This is a genomic window from Anabaena sp. AL09 (assembly GCF_001672255.1).
In the GTDB taxonomy this organism is placed as follows: domain Bacteria; phylum Cyanobacteriota; class Cyanobacteriia; order Cyanobacteriales; family Nostocaceae; genus Dolichospermum; species Dolichospermum lemmermannii.
Genome location: NZ_LJOQ01000010.1, coordinates 23,592 through 40,719, shown reverse-complemented (window position 1 = coordinate 40,719; position 17,128 = coordinate 23,592). Strand labels below are relative to the sequence as shown.

At 37.9% G+C, this 17,128-nt stretch carries 12 protein-coding genes; 3 read left to right on the top strand and 9 right to left on the bottom strand.

The annotated features are described in order from the left end of the window. Window positions 1-49: 49 nt before the first annotated feature. On the top strand, window positions 50-2,791 hold the full coding sequence (locus tag AN490_RS01900) for an efflux RND transporter permease subunit (RefSeq protein ID WP_299999444.1): 2,742 nt from the start codon (window positions 50-52) through the stop codon (window positions 2,789-2,791). 83 nt (window positions 2,792-2,874) lie between these two features. Continuing rightward, a complete protein-coding gene (locus tag AN490_RS01895) occupies window positions 2,875-3,771 on the top strand; it encodes a 1-aminocyclopropane-1-carboxylate deaminase/D-cysteine desulfhydrase (protein WP_299999442.1) in 897 nt (298 codons plus the stop codon). On the opposite strand, the gene AN490_RS01890 is transcribed toward AN490_RS01895, so the two are convergent. The 7 genes from AN490_RS01890 to AN490_RS01860 form a co-directional block, all read right to left on the bottom strand. Then, window positions 3,768-4,028: a hypothetical protein gene (locus tag AN490_RS01890; RefSeq protein ID WP_148766275.1), complete on the bottom strand. Its 261-nt coding sequence runs from the start codon at window positions 4,026-4,028 to the stop codon at window positions 3,768-3,770. The two genes, AN490_RS01895 and AN490_RS01890, sit on opposite strands and share 4 nt — an antisense overlap. Window positions 4,029-4,109: 81 nt before the next feature. Continuing rightward, window positions 4,110-4,694 carry a Uma2 family endonuclease gene (locus AN490_RS01885; RefSeq protein WP_299999438.1) on the bottom strand — a complete coding sequence of 195 codons (585 nt, stop codon included), beginning with the start codon at window positions 4,692-4,694 and terminating at the stop codon, window positions 4,110-4,112. A gap of 153 nt (window positions 4,695-4,847) precedes the next feature. Beyond that, window positions 4,848-5,516, bottom strand: coding sequence for a DUF3226 domain-containing protein (locus tag AN490_RS01880; protein ID WP_299999436.1), 669 nt, complete (start codon window positions 5,514-5,516; stop codon window positions 4,848-4,850). Window positions 5,517-5,519: 3 nt separating this feature from the next. Beyond that, window positions 5,520-6,683 carry an AAA family ATPase gene (locus tag AN490_RS01875; RefSeq protein WP_299999434.1) on the bottom strand — a complete coding sequence of 388 codons (1,164 nt, stop codon included), beginning with the start codon at window positions 6,681-6,683 and terminating at the stop codon, window positions 5,520-5,522. A 95-nt stretch (window positions 6,684-6,778) separates the two neighbouring features. Beyond that, window positions 6,779-9,421 carry an alanine--tRNA ligase gene (gene alaS / locus AN490_RS01870; protein ID WP_299999432.1) on the bottom strand — a complete coding sequence of 881 codons (2,643 nt, stop codon included), beginning with the start codon at window positions 9,419-9,421 and terminating at the stop codon, window positions 6,779-6,781. A 170-nt stretch (window positions 9,422-9,591) separates the two neighbouring features. Next, entirely contained in the window at window positions 9,592-11,253 is a 1,662-nt protein-coding gene (locus AN490_RS01865) for a hypothetical protein (RefSeq protein WP_299999430.1), read from the bottom strand. Next, window positions 11,250-11,603, bottom strand: a complete 354-nt coding sequence (locus tag AN490_RS01860; protein WP_299999428.1) for a hypothetical protein — start codon at window positions 11,601-11,603, stop codon at window positions 11,250-11,252. Before AN490_RS01860 ends, AN490_RS01865 begins: the two co-directional genes overlap by 4 nt. Before the next feature lie 519 nt (window positions 11,604-12,122). Between AN490_RS01860 and AN490_RS01855 the strand changes: the two genes are divergently transcribed. Continuing rightward, complete coding sequence (locus AN490_RS01855; protein ID WP_168633282.1) at window positions 12,123-13,580, top strand: ammonium transporter; 1,458 nt, start codon at window positions 12,123-12,125, stop codon at window positions 13,578-13,580. Between the two features lie 216 nt (window positions 13,581-13,796). On the opposite strand, the gene AN490_RS01850 is transcribed toward AN490_RS01855, so the two are convergent. Both AN490_RS01850 and AN490_RS01845 read right to left on the bottom strand, forming a co-directional pair. Next, window positions 13,797-15,302 (bottom strand): pitrilysin family protein, encoded by a 1,506-nt coding sequence (locus AN490_RS01850; RefSeq protein WP_299999425.1) that lies wholly within the window; start codon window positions 15,300-15,302, stop codon window positions 13,797-13,799. A 166-nt stretch (window positions 15,303-15,468) separates the two neighbouring features. Beyond that, window positions 15,469-17,046 (bottom strand): pitrilysin family protein, encoded by a 1,578-nt coding sequence (locus AN490_RS01845; RefSeq protein WP_299999423.1) that lies wholly within the window; start codon window positions 17,044-17,046, stop codon window positions 15,469-15,471. Between the last annotated feature and the right edge of the window lie 82 nt (window positions 17,047-17,128).

Sequence of the window (17,128 nt, the reverse complement as noted above, 5' to 3'; positions counted from 1 at the left end):
TGACTAATTAATGACTAATGACTAATGACTAAGATAATAATTTTATCAGATGGTAAAGACTAATAACTCAGAATCCGCCCGCGAAAGCTTCAATATTTCCAAATTAGCGATTAAGTTTTCTTGGTTGACGGTGTGTTTTTGGATAGGTATAGCGGTAGCTGGTGTCCTGGCCTTGAGTTCCCTCAAATATGCTTTATTTCCAGATATCACCTTTCCGGTAGTGGTGGTAAATGTCCAAGCACCTTTAACATCGGCCTTAGATACGGAAGAAAAACTCACTAAACCACTGGAGGAAAGTCTCAAATCACTGGTAGGACTTGAGGATATTCGTTCATCAACTTATCCTGGTCAAACTGCTGTAGTTTCCTCTTTTGTGGTGGGTACAAATTTAGAAACTGCGACTAATAAAATTTCTCAGATCGTTAATCAATTAAATCTACCTAAGAATGCCACTAAAAAAATCATCCCTTTGAATCTGAACGAATCAGCGGCTGTTAGCTATGCCATTGAAAGTTCTTCTGGGAAGATTGATAATTTACGGCAACTGGTAAAAGATAAAATTGTCCCTAGCATAGCTAAATTACCAGGAGTTCTGAAAGTCTCTCTGTTAGGGGAAGTGAGTACGAATGCACCACCAGCAACAGCAACAAATGGATTACCCCCAGCCGGTACTTTAATCAGATTCAATGGTAAACAGGCTTTAGCCTTTCAGGTCATTAAAAAAGGTGATGCTAATACCTTAGAAGTAGTTAATCGGGTAGAAAAAGAAGTACAACAGCTAAGGTCTGGCTTAAAAGATGTTACTCTCACTTTAGCTGCTACCCAAGCTGAATATATCCGCAACGCCACCCATTCCACCATAGATGCCCTGATCGAAGCGATAATTTTATCAATTGTCGTCATCTTTCCCTTTTTATGGAATTGGCAAGCTACCCTAATTTCTGCCTTAGCTATTCCCATATCTTTGTTAGGAACATTTATCGTCATGGCGATATATGGCTTTAACTTAGAAACTATCACCCTGTTAGCCTTAGCTTTAGTCATTGGCTCGATAGTAGATGATGCCATAGTTGATGTAGAAAATATCATGCGGCATATCGAAGAAGGGAAAACCCCCCGCGAAGCCGCTTTGATAGCCACTAATGAAATTGGTTTAACTGTCACCGCAGCTACTTTGACAGCGGTAGCAGTATTTTTGCCTATTGGTTTAATGGGTGGAGTCATTGGTCAGTTTTTTAAACCCTTTGGGATTACCGTTTCTGCTGCCATGCTGACATCTTTGTTAGTAGCCCGAACCTTATCACCAGTCTTAGCTATTTATTGGCTTAAAGCTAAACCATCCAGTTCTCCTCAGAAGCAAAGTAAAATTTGGCTAGAATTTGATCAAGCTTATCGTAACTTGTTAGCCTGGTCTTTGCAGCACCGCTTGATAGTTGTTGGGTTAGCTATAAGTAGTTTAATTGCTGGTCTTGCCCTGATTCCCCTAATTCCCAAAGGATTTATTCCTAAACTTGACCGAGGAGAATTTAATATTGTCTATACTGCTCCTCTACCTAGTGTTCCTGGGGATCTTGCACAAGGGGTACAAGGAGGACTAGGACAACCAGGAGGACAAGCAGGACAAATGGAACAAATGGAACAAGAAGATAAATTAGGAAATTCTTCTTTATCTGCTGCGGCTTTGGCTGCTGCATCATCTTCTATTCCTTTAAACGATTCTTTGGATGTTGCTAAGAAACTGGAAGAAGTAGTGAGAAAGTTACCCGCAGTGGCAACGGTATTTACTACTGTGGGTTCTCGTGAAGGTGAACCAAACAAGGGGACGCTATACGTTAAACTCAAAGCAGAGCGAGAAGTGAAAACGGCAGAAGTACAAGACCAACTCCGTGCCGCTTTGCCAAAATTGGCGGGTGTAACTACAAGTATAGAGGATATTCAGTTTGTTGATACGGGTGGACAAAAACCTTTACAAATAGCTTTACAGGGTGATGATCTCAAAGCTTTGACGACAGCAGCTAAAGCGGTAAAAGCTCGAATTGAGAAAATATCTGGTTTTGCTGATGTGACTATTACAGGTGCGTCTCATCAACAAGATGGGATTTTGCAAATTGAAAGGTTGAATAATCAGCGAGTAGTTTATATCGGCGCTAACCTGGGTCAAAATTTAACTTTAGGTAATGCAACTGATCAAGTCGTAGCTGAAGCTAAAGCTGTGATGCCGGCTGGTGTGTCTTTGAATTTAGGGGGAGATTCTGCCCGTCAAAATCAGGTTTTTGGGAGTTTTGGCACAACTTTGGGATTATCGGCACTTTGTATTATTGTGGTGCTAATTTGGTTGTTTAAAAGTTGGGTAGATCCCATAGTTATTGGTCTTTCTTTACCTTTAGCAGTGGTTGGGGCGTTGCTGGCACTGCTATTTACAAAAAGTGATTTTGGGATGATATCTCTGATTGGTTTTGTGTTTCTGCTGGGGATTACTAACAAAAATGCGATTTTAATCGTAGATTACATTAATCAGTTACGGGATTCTGGACTAGAACGGACTGAGGCAATTCTTAAAGCTGGACCTGTACGTTTACGTCCCATTATGATGACAACTGCGGCAACAATTTTGGGGATGGTTCCTATTGCTTTGGGTTTAGGTGCGGGTTCGGAATTGCGATCGCCTATGGCTGTATCTATAGCTGGTGGTTTGGTAAGTTCTACTATTCTCAGCTTGTTTGTTGTCCCGGTATTCTACGCCATTTTAGATGATTGGTTTCCCAGGAAGAAGGTGAAAGGAAACGGATAAATCTTTCAGATCCCCGATTTTTTAGCTAAGTCGGGGATCTTAGTATTTTATACTATGCTGATAAAGCTTAACTTTTCCTGGAAATGTCGTCAATTTTTTTTCCTCCACTTATTCAACAAATTAATAGTGAAATCTGTGCTAATGCAGATGTTAAGTTATTCGGATTACGCCTGGATCTCATGCACTCACAAATCAACGGTAATAAATGGTTTAAGCTCAAGTATAACCTGGTAGAAGCTAAAGAGAGGAAATTAACGACAATTCTCACCTTTGGTGGTGCTTATTCTAATCATATTTATGCTACCGCTGCCGCAGGAAATCTGTTTGGTTTTCGCACTATTGGCTTAATTCGTGGAGAAGAAAATATTCCTTTAAATCCTACTCTAGAATTTGCAGTAGCACAGGGAATGCAATTAATATATATTGATCGTCAGACCTATAAAAAACGCCATACAGAAGAATTACAAAATCAGTTAAAACAGCGATTCGGGGAAGTATTTATGATTCCTGAAGGGGGTTGTAATTTAAATGGTATGCGTGGCTGTACAGAAATATTACAAACAGTTAAAGGATTTGATACTATCTGTTTAGCTTGCGGTACAGGAACAACATTAGCCGGGATGACACTATCATTAAATCAAGAACAAAAAGTAATTGGTTTTCCTGTGTTGAAAGGTGGTGATTTTCTCTATGAAGATATCAATAACTTATTAACAAATTATCTAGCTTCTGATTTACCAACACCTGTTAATTCTCCCGCACCTTGGCAACTTGTATCTGATTATCATTTTGGTGGTTATGCTAAGGTGACAAATAAATTAAAGCTCTTTTGTCAAGATTTTCAACAACAACATGATATCCCTTTAGATTATATATACACGGGCAAAATGTTTTATGGAGTTATGGATTTAATCACCAAAGGGTTTTTTAAATCGGAATCTTTGCTATTAATCCATACTGGTGGTTTACAGGGGAATTAAGCGTGTAAATTAGCCTGTTCTTGTAACCAAGGATCTACAGGTTGTCCGTCTTTGCGTTTTAATTCTATTTCTATGACCATGACTTCTTTTGAACCGGGAGGTGCAGGTTTTTTGTGAAAGATAATCTCGAAATCTAAGGGGTTTTGATTATGTTCTTTTAACCAATCTTGAACTTTTGTCAAGGCAAAAAATGATTGTCCTTGAGCAAACATTTGGGTAATTTGCATTTGTAAGGTATAAGGATTAATGCGACTCATTTTTATTGACTCCTTTGGTATTTATTTGGAATTATTATCTGACGCAAAGGCGCAAAGGCGCAAAGAGGAAGATTGAGTTTTTCATTCTTCGGTGTTGAAATCTACTTTATCATAAATATCTGCTAACAAGATTTGGCAGGGAATAGAAGATAGGTTTAAGCTACTATCTCCATCTGTAAATTCAGAAAATATCCATTTATTATTATCGGTTTTAAAATATTGTTCAATGTGCATTGTGTATTGGTCAATTAAAATATATTCTTGTAAGCTGGTAATTGTCCGATAAGCTGCAAACTTTTCATCTCTATCATAGCTTTTGGTAGATTTTGATAATACTTCTGCAATCATCACAGGATTTACTAAGGTGTCTTTTCTTCCTTGTTCATATTCTAAGGGAGTTTTCACAACCATAATATCAGGGTAGGTATGAATTTTTCTGGTGGGAATCCAAAGACGTTGATCTGTGACAAAGACTTGATAAGGTTGACGTTTGAGCGCAAAATTTAACATTGCGTAAAAATTGCCTGCAAGTTGGTTGTGATTGGGTGTTCCGCCTGTCATGGGTATAATTAATCCGTTGATATATTCGTGACGTATTTCTGAGTTTACCTCTAATTCTAGGTATTCTTGGGGTGAATAGTAGCGTGTTTGTTGTGCGAGGGTCATAATTTTAATTTATAGGTTTTATGGGTTGGATGTCGCTTCTACAAATTTCTCGACTAAGTTATAATTATAGTCTAGCAGTTTGTTTGAATTGATAAAACATGAGTGGTGAGGACAAAGAACTTATGGTGATATTGTTGTCTTTAAATTTTGAGATTACAAATCATACAAATCCTTAAACCATTTAACAAATATTTGTGCTTTAGGATGTTGTGGATTTAGAATTTCCTCCTGAATAGCATTATGTAATTGTCTTCCTGGGGGTTTTTGCCAAGCTAACCAGGAATAAATATAGGCTTTATCAATATGTTCATCTATAAATTTTGCACCTTTAGTCTTTGCTTCTGTCACTACTTCCTGTGCATATTGCCAAAGAGGTTCGCTTTCAGATGGAATCATGTAAGCTAAAAATGTTTCTAACATACCTTTCAGTTGATTATCTGGCATAATCCAAACACCAAACTTCTTATCATCTAGTGTCTTAATAATTAATCCTGTTTCTGGAATTTGTTCAGGAAGAGGAGGAATACTTTCAATTTGCGAACAAGCATTTCTGATACTTTGCCAACGCTCGGCAGCATCTTCATCCGCGTCTAATATCAAACCTAGATGAGTTAATCCTGTTTCTTTTAGTCGGGTTGATATCATATAAGGATTAATAAATCCATCACCCCCATGAGGTTGAATATCAACAGGTTCTTTACCTTTTTTCCAAGTAATTCCATTAGCTTCGATCAGATATGGTATCACTCGCTTATCTTGTTCACCTTCAACAATGAGCCGTTTGGTAATCATGAGATGCTTGGATTTATCACTGCTTGCCATTATTTAACGTACCTCAATATTTTCTTCAGCAGCAATGACAATTTCAGGCTCAATAAATACTACACTCTTTTTTTTATTTCTCTCAATTCTATGAATTCTAATACCATGATTAGTTACATCTTCTTGTTCTGCAATATCAGCCAAACTTTTCCAACAATCACTATTATGTGTAGTTGCAAAAACTTGTACATTTAATCTTTTCGCTGTATCCCAAATCATTTTCCACATACCCAACATTGTCGTAAAATGCAGTCCAGTATCAATTTCATCTACAAATAAATATCCATCTTTAGCTGATACTATAGCTAATGCAAGTCCTAAAATTCGCCAAACTCCATCTCCCATGCTTCCAATAGGTACACGCTGTTTTTTATCACTAAGACGCACAAAAAAACCAGTATGTGAATCAGCAGCAGCAGAACGTAATCTCGCTATCTGAGTAGATTTTTGAACATTTGCTGTAGCAATACGTTCAATGTTTGGATCAATAATTTTCAGAGCTTCTGTTGCTAGTTCTTCTTCGGGAGTTAATACAACTGCCTCAAATAATTCTTTCATATTTGTGGTATTTAAAGAAGCAGAATTGACAAATACAGTCCTAGATAATTGATTTTTTTTGTCCCGGCTAGAACGTTTAATATATCTTAAAGATAAGCAATTATTATCTAATAAAGGTAGATTTAAAATTTCTTTAGCTTCATCTTCTCTATTCCAAACTACTCTGAAGTTTAGGCTTTTGAGATTACTTGATAACTCGTCGATAAGTTCTCTTTTTACTTCTGCATTTAACTCATTCAACTCTTCTAAATCAGCATCAATATGTAACTTTCGGCTTCCTATATTGACATAAAACTCTTCTTTAACATTGTCGTTAATTCCTGAAATAGAAAACCGACCATCTATATCAAATTGATGATCATAAAATAAATGACAAATATCAAGTTCGCGTTCTTCTCTTGGATCATCACTCCAAAAATACTCACCTCGGTTAATCATTATTTCGCCGAGTGGTTCAAGATTAGTTCGGGAACATAAAAGTTGAACCGCTTCTAATATAGAAGTTTTCCCGCTATTATTTTCACCAACCAGTAAGTTAATTCTGCCTAATTGCTGAAGTTCAAAAGATTTGAAACCTCGAAAGTTCTCTATTTTTACACTTTTCAACATGATTTTTAAGATGAAGACAACAGAGAAATAATGAAAGTAGGTTTATTATAACACCTCAGATCCCCGACTTCTCAAAGAAATCGGGGATCTAAATCCTATTTCAACGCTGCTAATAAATCACTTTTCGCAGTTTCTAAAGCTTCTGGTAATTTACTTGCGTCCCTTCCCCCAGCTTGCGCGAGGTTGGGTTTTCCACCACCTCCACCTCCACAGATTTTAGCTATGTTACCAACAAATTTCCCCGCTTGTACACCTTTTTTATTCACTTCAGGACTAAATGCTGCAACGATACTAACCTTCCCTGCTTCGGGAATAGAACCTAAAACCACAGCACCATTACCGATTTTTTGCAGCAATCTTTCCGCAGCAGCTTTTAATGATTCTGCGTCAATATCTTCCATTTGGGCGATAATTATTTTGTGTTCTCCGATTATTTCCGCAGTTTGTAATAAACTGTCAGATTTAACTATTGCTATTTGTGATTTCAGGCTTTGAATTTCTTTTTCGTTGTTGCGGAGTTCAGTTTGTAAAGTTGTGATTCTGTCGGGTATTTCTTCTGGTTTGACTTTAAAGCGATCGCACAAATCCTTCACAACTATATCACGCACATTCAAATAATCCAATACCGCAGCGCCAGAAACCGCTTCTATTCTTCTCACTCCAGAAGCAACTCCCGCTTCAGAAATGATTTTGAAAACGCCAATTTCCGCAGTATTATTAACATGAGTTCCCCCACATAATTCCATCGAAACACCAGGGAAATCAATCACGCGCACTTGATTACCGTACTTTTCCCCAAACATTGCCACTGCACCTTTAGCTTTTGCTTGTGCTATGGGCATCTCTTCTATTGTAGCAGGATGAGCTTCAGAAATCCAACTATTTACTAACTCTTCAATTTGGATAACTTCCTCAGCAGTTAAAGCGCGGGGACAGTTAAAATCAAAGCGCAATCTATCAAAAGAAACCAAAGAACCAGCTTGAGAAATTCCCTCATCAACAACTTTCTTTAAAGCAGCTTGTAATAAATGAGTTGCTGTATGATTAGCTTGAGCGCGACGACGACAAGCGGTATCTATTTGTGCGGTAATTTCATCACCAATTCTAATCGTACCACGTTCAACATATCCGAAATGAATAAAGAAATCAGACTCTTTTTTCACATCTTCAATTCTGACTAAAACACCATCACCAGAAATATATCCTTTATCGCCAATTTGTCCCCCTGATTCCGCGTAAAAAGGAGTTTTATCTAAAACAATTTGCACTTCCGTTCCTGCTTCTGCTGCTTCTTCGGAAACACCAGCAACTAATAAAACTTCGATTTTTGCAGTTGTTGTTAATTGGGTATAACCAATGAATTGTGTGGAGTGAATATGTTCTGCAAGTTTATCTAAAGAACCTTGTACAGTTAAATCTATGGTTTCATGTGCAGCTTTTGCGCGTTCTACCTGTTTTTGCATTTCTGCATTGAAACCATCAACATCAACAGTAATGTGATTTTCTTCAGCAACTTCTTGGGTTAATTCTAATGGGAAACCGTAGGTATCATAGAGAGTAAAAGCACTTTCACCACTAATGGAAGTTTGTCCTTGCTGTTTTACAGTTTGGATAATTTCTGCTAATAGCTTTTCTCCTCTATCAAGAGTTTTCAAGAAGTTACTTTCTTCTCTTTGCAATTCGGCTTTAATTGCAGCTTCTCTTTGTCGCAAATTGGGATAAATTGATTCCGAAAGAGAAATTGCGGTTTCTGCAACTTGGTTAATAAATTCCCCAGAAATTCCGATTAATCTCCCATGTCTGACGACGCGACGAATTAAACGCCGTAAAACATAACCTCTTCCCACATTAGAAGCGCGAATTTCATCAGCAATCATGTGAACCACAGAACGGACATGATCACCAATTACCTTTAAAGAAACTTTCGTATTTTCATCACTTTCGTAATAATCAATTTTGGCAATTTTTGCCGCAGTTTCAATAATCGGAAAAATCAAATCTGTTTCATAGTTATTCGGCTTCTTTTGCAGGATTTGTGCCATTCTTTCCAAACCCATTCCCGTGTCAATATTTTGATTTTGCAACGGGGTTAAATTACCTGACGCATCCCGATTATATTGCATGAAAACCAAGTTATAAAACTCGATAAATCGGGTATCATCTTCTAAATCAATATTATCTTCACCGCGTTCTGGGTGAAAATCATAATAAATTTCCGAACAAGGACCACAGGGACCAGTAGCGCCAGAAACCCAGAAATTATCATCTGCACCCATGCGTTTGATGCGTTTTTCCGTTACACCAATGGTATCGCGCCAAATGGTAAAAGCTTCATCATCGTCTTCAAACACACTGACAACGAGATTCTGGGGGGAGAAACCAAAGACTTGAGTGGATAATTCCCAACCCCATGCGATCGCCTGTGGTTTAAAATAATCACCAAAGCTAAAATTCCCCAACATCTCAAAAAATGTATGATGGCGGTGAGTTCGTCCCACATTTTCGATATCATTGGTACGGATACATTTTTGCGAAGTCGTAGCGCGTTTAAATTCCGGTATCCGTTGTCCCAGGAATATCGGCTTAAATGGTAACATCCCTGCGATCGTCAGCAGCACAGTCGGATCTTCAGGAACAAGAGAAGCACTTGGAAGCGGTTGGTGTCCGCGTTGGGTGTAGAAATCAAGGAATAAAGCGCGAATATCGTTACCGCTAAGATACTGGGGAGTTGAAGACATGAGTTTTTAAGAAATCAAATTTAATGAATTTAGGAAAATCTGCACAAAGCATCATTACTATTTATAACTTATGGGAGGAAATATGAAATATGCCCAATTAAGTTTATCAAACAAATAAAGATTGAATAAATGTTACAAAATGGATTTTTATTGGAATATTACTCGTCTTGTTACCAGTATCGAAGAAATATCTTTAACCAAGATTGTAATGTTTGAATGCGTCGTTTAGCTGTACTCTCTGCAACTGATGGACATACTTCAATTAAAAAGTCAGCCGCACTTTCAGGTTTAATATCTGAAAGATCATTTGCATTTTGCCAGTTAAACCATGCTGATCCAACATTTGATGATATAAATTGGTAAGCAAGAAATCTCTTTTTAGCTTCATTTTGTAACCGATGCAGTATATAACAACTAGCTGTTGGTTCTTGTCGTTCATTTGCCAAACCAAGAATTTCTGCTGCTCTTCGATAGTACCAATATTGTCTTTCGTGCAGTGCATCTATTTCCAAAAACTTCTGCCTGAGTGTTGATGGAGATGATGGATATTGAATTAATAAATATGCAAAATCTAGAACTCGTTCAAGGTTATCAGCTTGGGGAATATCACGAGAGAGAACTCTAATATTCTGCTGAACAGATTCTTCTACTTTGGGAATATCTTCTGTAGATATAGAATTAACAAAATATAGCTCTGGATTGTTGCTAGAAACTGCTAAATTGACTCGAAGTTCATTTTCTTGAAATTTTGCTACACAGTCTTGCCAGCTATTAACAATAGATGAGTTAATTTCATTTTTTGCGTCTTCTGCTGAAGAAAGAGATTTGATTGCATTTGCAAGTAAATTTGATTGATGATCACTTATATCAAGATGGAGGATTATTGTCCATGATCCTGGGATTGCTTGTGCTGGTGTGAAAGTGGGAAGTTTATTTATTGTCCCAATGTCTGCAATTTCTTGAAATAATCTTTCTAACTTATCAACTACATTGGCAAGAATTGACCAAGGCTTGTTTTCTTCAGGATTATCAATACGCACTGCAATTGATAAACTATCATTACTAAAAACTGTTCCCAAAGCGGCAAGACATGAGGTAATTAGTCGAGAGATATTGTCTTTCACTGGAAAATAATTTGCACCTTGATCAGAATTTAAAATTGCAGGACTATATATTTTTTTGAGTAAATTACTAGCATCTGACCAAATACGTTGATCTGAGTATTGATTGTATTGCTTTTGCCCTGCTATTCTTAAAAATGTCTCTACTCCTTCAGACCACTCATCTTTGATATCTAAATCATCTACTTTATCTAGAACTAACTGAATCAAAGATTGAAACTGTTTAATTTGCTTCCTTGTCCGAGGAGCTTTTGCATAATTTTCTCCCCAGGTAGAGATAAAATCCACCGTTTGTTCAGAAATAAGAGGATTATCTTCATAAAGACTCACCATCAAAAAAGAGTCTAGTGCAGGACTTAATAGTGCAAAACTAGGTAATTCCCAGTTGTTAACACAAGAAATAAGACCAATAATACTAATTCTTAATGGACTATCAGCAGTTATGTTATGTCGAGACAATATTGATGCTAGAAATAACCAAATTACATCATTGTTGATTTCTTCTATATCTGTTTTAAGAAGTTCACGTCCCAAAACGCCCAAACCTATTTCTACAACTTGCTGTGATCCTAGTACAAGCAAGGTTGTAAAATCTCTCACACTTGTATCTAATTTTGTTAGATTAACAGATATTTTGGCAACTTCTTCTCTCGCTCCGTCGCTATCGCCAGAGTCTAAAAATTGCTGTACTTTAGTGAGAGTAGTTGTCATTCTGCTTGTTGTGTAGGAATAAAAGTGATACCGCAGCGAATTTCAATGTCAACACGAGCATTGCCAACTGTACGCTTAGGATCTTGAAATGATGGAGGTTGGGACTCAGGTCCGACACCACCTTGTTTACTGGCATTCTCAACGAAACGTCTAGCTCTCTTAAAAGGATTTTTTCTTTGTGCTTTTTGAGAGTCGCTACATTCCCCTTCAATCTTAGCAAGAAATGATAATCCCTCTTCATCAGTAACAGGTTTTTCTTCTGCCCAAGAACGGGTGTAGCCTCCTTTCTTTGTTATATCATCTCCTTGAGCTTGTACTGCTCCACGGTATGGCGCTTGGGAACTGGACATATCAAAACCTGAAATCTAGCTAATTTACTGTCCCAAATTTTACCACAAATAGATATTAGACTGGAGCAAATGTATATATAACTACTACATATCTATTTACGCAATAAATATCAGATTTTTGTATATAAAGGATTTCAGGCGTAATTAAGAGATCCAAATCACAGCAAATGCTGATATTGTCAGGAATACACAAGCTTTCTGTATTTTTGCAGAGTGAATAATTTATCCTAATTACAAAAAATGTATTTTATGATACAGAATATTTTTTCTCATTAAATAGAGAATTAACCAGCTTTATGAAGAAATAATTCAGAAGTCAGAATTTAATTCTGATTTATTATGTAATTCAAGTTGATAAATATTCCACTTAACTAAAAGCAGGAATTATCAAATAAGTTTCTGTTATTGTTCTATGTTTATTTTTGATAACCATATTGAACAGACATAACAGATTTACAACCATCAACATCAGATAAAAAGCCTAACTTAATTAGAGCTTTTCTAGCCGGAAAAACAGCAATGAATAAACGTATTCGCCCCTTATATCGCCTTCTAGCACTAGCTATAGGTTCAATGGTCTTGGCAATTTTCGCGCCCACAGTTGTCCAGGCCGCAGATCCTGTGACACTGGAATCATTAGACGCAACAACCAAACAATTACAAATTTCCATTGATACTACCTGGGTACTACTCACAGGCTTTTTAATATTCTTCATGCAGACTGGATTTTCGATGTTAGAGGCAGGTTTGCTACGCCAAAGAGGTGTAGTAAATGCCCTATTGGAAAACTTTATTGATGCCGCTGTCACCATTCTCATCTGGTGGGGTGTGGGTTTTGGCATTGCCTTTGGTACGAGTGCTGGTGGGTTTATTGGTACAGATACCTTTTTCTTGAGTCAATTACCCGTTAATGGTGCTTTTACCAATGGTGGTGTTCCCGGAATCGCTTCTGGACTCAATGCTTATACTTTGTTCTTCTTTCAGTTTGCCTTTGCGGCTACTGCCAGTACAATTACTACCGGGGCAATGGCTGGGAGAACGGACTTTATCGGTGATTTAATTTATAGTGCCATCATGGCTGCATTCAGCTATCCCGTAGTTGTACATTGGGTATGGAACTCCAGTGGCTGGTTAGCGAAAATTGGTTTTCACGACTTTGCTGGTAGTACGGTAGTTCACACCGTTGGGGGTTGGACAGCTTTAGTTGGTGCTTTTTTACTTGGACCCCGTCCTGGACGAACTCCTTGGGGACAAATTCCCCCCGCCCATAACTTAGGTTTGGCAGCTTTGGGAACTATGATTCTCTGGTTTGGCTGGTATGGCTTTAACCCCGGTTCAACCCTTGGTACTGGTAATCCTGGCTTAATTGGTTTAATCACCCTGAATACGACCCTGGGGGCTGGTGCTGGGGCGTTATCAGCGATGTTTTATCAATATAGTCGTTCAGGTAAATGGGATTTAGTCTATTGTCTGAATGGTTCTTTGGCAGGTTTGGTAGGTATTACCGCTGGTTGTGCTTTTATAGCACCTTGGGCTGCGGTTGTGATTGGTTTAACTGGGGGAATTTTAGTAGTTTTGGGTATTGATATTATTGAAGCGTGCAAAATTGATGACCCTGTGGGAGCATTTGCAGTTCATGGTATTAATGGGATGATGGGTACACTGGCAGTGGGCTTTTTGGGTCAATCAGAATTGACTTTGAATAAAAAAGCCGGTCTGTTTTTAGGTGGTGGTTTTGATTTGCTGGGTGTGCAGATTTTGGGCGTAGTCGCAGTATCAGTTTTTACTATTGCTTTTACCCTTTTAATGTTCACTGGACTCAATGCTATTGGTAGACTGCGTGTTAATCTTGAAGCCGATAAAGTTGGCATTGATAACTATGAACACGGTGCAACTGTCTGGCCTGATGTTTATGCAGTTGAGGAGTTTTTAGAGGAGGAAAAAAATCACTCCAAAAATCCTCAAGTAAGTCCGTAGGGTTTGCGAAATCAGTTGTTGGTGGGTTAGGTGCAAGCTAACCCACCCTCTGGCTAACACAAAAACACCAACCGGAAAAAAGTGATTTTATGGTGTTGACAAAAAATTTTCAGTGTGTTATCATATAATAGACGAGGAAGAACTATTTTAAATTAATAATGAAAATAGCCAGATCCCCGACTTCTTAAAGAAGTCGGGGATCTAAATTAAATTCTATTAATTTTTAGCTGCTGGTTGAGTGCCGGGAATGGTAATATCTATTGATGTTACATTGGCTGCTAAATCAGTTAATGGTTGTTTCATAGCAGCTTGATTTCCGACTACTAAAGTCACTAAATTCTCTGGTTTCAGGTATTTCTGTGCCACCCGTTTAACATCTGCTGCTGTAGTAGCAGTAATGGCTTTTTGATAACGAAATAGGAAATCAGCGGGATAACCATAATATTCGTATCGCATTAATCTGGATAATGTTTGGCTAGGATCTTGAAAGTTGAAAACAAAGGAGTTGAGTGTGGAGTCTTTGGCTTTATTTAATTCTTGGGTTGTGATATTTGCAGTTTGTAACCGTTTAATTTCTGTTTCCAGGGATTTAATGAATTGAACTGTGGTTTCTGTACGGGTTTGTCCTCCAGCTACGAATGTTCCTGGGTAGTCGAAACGGGGACTCCACATTCCATATACAGAGTAAGCTAAACCTTGACGCGATCGCAATTCATTAAATAAGCGTCCCCCAAAGCCATTTAATACGCCATTCATGACATCCAAAGCTGGATAATCAGGATTGTCGAATTTTCCGCCCAAATGACCAATTAAAACGCTACTTTGGGTGAGTTGGGGTTGATTAACAGAAAATACACCGCCTAAATTAGCTTGTGTGACTTGTGGTAATGGGGTTTTAGCAATTTGAGTATTTGCTTTCCAATCACCAAACTTGGCTTGAATGAGCGATCGCATTTTTTGAGAATTAAAATCACCCACAATCCCTAAAATGATCTGATTGGGGTGAAAATACTGTTGATAAAATTTCAGCAAATCATCACGGGAAATTTTATCAAGAGTTGCATACTCAACAGTTCGGGAGTAGGGACTTTCTTGCCCATAAATTAATTTTCTCAACTCTCGACTAGCAATACTATTAGGACTATCATTGCGACGAGCAATACCACCCCGAATTTGAGTTTTATCCAAATCCAACTTTTCCTGTGCAAAAGCCGGTTCTCGTAATACCTCACTAAATAGCCCAAATGCCATTTCTAGATCTTCACTCAGGGCTTCAAAACTAGCACTACCAGCAGCTTCTCCCATATCTGTTTCCACAGACGCAGCCCGTTGTTCTAATATCTCATTTAATTCATCTGCGGAATGCTTTTTAGTACCACCACTTCGCAATGTAGAACCCACCAAACTAGCTAAACCTGCTTTTTCGGGTTGTTCCCAACGGCTACCTGTTCTGATCAATGCTGTACCTGTTACCAATGGTAATTCATGATCTTCCATCAAATAAACTACCAAGCCATTTTTAAGTGCATACCGCTCATACTTGGGTAATTTAATTGCGGAAACGGGGGCAAATTTTAACTCATCGTAATGCTTTGCTGTTGTTGCTGCCCAAGAAAAATTCAAATTTACGAGCAAACAAGCAACAACAATCACCAATGTGAAAACAAATTTTTGTCCCTTAGCAAACTGGAATTTTTTGCTTTTCAAATTTAACCTCAACATATTTGTCTTCAATTTTGGTTCAGGATTGAAAGATTAATCCTTTTTGAATTTAAGAATTTTTAGGACAACACGGCGTAAATCAACAAATTATTAAAAATCTCCAAAAAGCTGGGATAATTTGCTTTTTTAATTTTTAATTATTAATTTTTAATTCCGCCCTGCGGTACTATCCTGGTTGTTTGGATAACAACTTCCCAACTATGCGATTTTCTGGTGTAAATGTGGCTTGGGCGACTCTTTGAATATCTTCAGGAGTGACTGCGGCAATTTTTTCTAATTGCCCAAATAAATTGCGCCAAGAACCGGTTTTGACTTCATATTCTAACAACTGCTCTGCCATGCCTGAGTTAGAATCAAGGCTGCGTAATAATCCGGCTCTTGCTTGGGTTTTTATTCTTGTTAATTCCACCGCAGATACAGGTTCTGTTTTCAATTTATCAATTTCTTGGCGTAAAGCGATCGCTACTTGATCGACTGTTTTCCCAGGAGATGTGAGAGCATAAAAGAAGATGAGATTAGGATATTTATCCCCTGGAAAGCCACTAGAACCTTGAGCATTTAGGGCTAAACTTTGTTTTTCTACCAAAGACTTAAACAGTCTTGATGTTCTGCCGTCACTCAATAAACTGCCAATTATTTCATAAACTGCATTATCAGGATCAGTAACGGCAGGACGATGATAACCTTCTAAATACCAAGGTTGAGTAGCTAATTCTAAAGTAACTTCTCTAGTGGCAGTTTGTTGGGGTTCTACAGGTAGTTTTTGTTGGGGTTTGGGTTTAGCTGCATAACGCCCAAAATAAGTTTGTGCCAGTTTTTTCACTTCCGCAGGGTTGACATCTCCCACAATCGCAATTGTTAAATTACTGGGAGCATAATAAGCATCAAAAAACTTCTTAACATTCTCTGGTGTTAAGTTGCGAATATCTTGATCATAACCAATTACTGGTCGGCGGTAAGGATGAACTTTGAAAGCAGCATCTATGAATTTTTCCACCATTTGTCCGATAGGAGAATTTTCGACTCGCAGCCGTCTTTCTTCCAAAATTACTTCTTTTTCTTGATAGAATTCCCGAAATACAGGATCTAAAAAGCGATCTGATTCTAAAGACATCCACAATTCTAATTTATTGGCTGGAAAACTGTAAAAATAGCGAGTAGCTTCGGAGGAAGTAGTTGCATTTAAACCCACACCTCCAGCTTGTTCAACTATTTGCCCCATTTCGTTTTGTTTAACTAATTTGATGGCTTGGGATTCTACTGATTTAAATTCAGTTTCTAACCGCGCTATTTCATCTTTCTTACTATTAGCTTTTCCAGTTTTGATTTGGTTATCTAACTGTTCTAACTTGGCTAAAAGTGGTGCTTCGGCTTTATAGTCTGTAGTCCCGATGCGTTTTGTGCCTTTAAATGCTAGATGTTCAAGAAAGTGGGCTACTCCTGTTTGTCCATCTGGTTCATCAATCCCACCGACATCAGCATAGGTGAGAAAGGAAACTACTGGGGCTTGATGTCTTTCTAAAACGATGAATTTCAGTCCATTATCCAGGCGAAATTCTGTTAGGCGATTAATTACTTGTTCTAGGTAAGGTTGAATGGAATTTGGGGATTTTTGCAGGGCTAAAGCTGTTTCTGGGATCAATCCTCCACTAAATACCATTAATGCCAAAGTGGTGGCTAATAGCCGCCGGAATGGGGAATTTTTAACGTTACCCATGAAGAAATTTAAAATTGTCTGGTGCATAAGCAAAAGTTAAAGTAAGTTTACATTACTTGAGAAATAGACTACTTAACAAAAAGAGAGTTATCTTCTATTAAGCTTTTTG

What these genes read in the sequence shown, in the direction of transcription:
- AN490_RS01900 (WP_299999444.1), top strand. Translation starts at nt 50, where the DNA reads ATGGTAAAGACTAATAACTCAGAATCCGCCCGCGAAAGCTTCAATATT.
- AN490_RS01895 (WP_299999442.1), top strand. Translation starts at nt 2,875, where the DNA reads ATGTCGTCAATTTTTTTTCCTCCACTTATTCAACAAATTAATAGTGAA.
- AN490_RS01890 (WP_148766275.1), bottom strand. Translation starts at nt 4,028, where the DNA reads ATGAGTCGCATTAATCCTTATACCTTACAAATGCAAATTACCCAAATG.
- AN490_RS01885 (WP_299999438.1), bottom strand. Translation starts at nt 4,694, where the DNA reads ATGACCCTCGCACAACAAACACGCTACTATTCACCCCAAGAATACCTA.
- AN490_RS01880 (WP_299999436.1), bottom strand. Translation starts at nt 5,516, where the DNA reads ATGGCAAGCAGTGATAAATCCAAGCATCTCATGATTACCAAACGGCTC.
- AN490_RS01875 (WP_299999434.1), bottom strand. Translation starts at nt 6,683, where the DNA reads ATGTTGAAAAGTGTAAAAATAGAGAACTTTCGAGGTTTCAAATCTTTT.
- alaS (WP_299999432.1), bottom strand. Translation starts at nt 9,421, where the DNA reads ATGTCTTCAACTCCCCAGTATCTTAGCGGTAACGATATTCGCGCTTTA.
- AN490_RS01865 (WP_299999430.1), bottom strand. Translation starts at nt 11,253, where the DNA reads ATGACAACTACTCTCACTAAAGTACAGCAATTTTTAGACTCTGGCGAT.
- AN490_RS01860 (WP_299999428.1), bottom strand. Translation starts at nt 11,603, where the DNA reads ATGTCCAGTTCCCAAGCGCCATACCGTGGAGCAGTACAAGCTCAAGGA.
- AN490_RS01855 (WP_168633282.1), top strand. Translation starts at nt 12,123, where the DNA reads ATGAATAAACGTATTCGCCCCTTATATCGCCTTCTAGCACTAGCTATA.
- AN490_RS01850 (WP_299999425.1), bottom strand. Translation starts at nt 15,302, where the DNA reads ATGTTGAGGTTAAATTTGAAAAGCAAAAAATTCCAGTTTGCTAAGGGA.
- AN490_RS01845 (WP_299999423.1), bottom strand. Translation starts at nt 17,046, where the DNA reads ATGCACCAGACAATTTTAAATTTCTTCATGGGTAACGTTAAAAATTCC.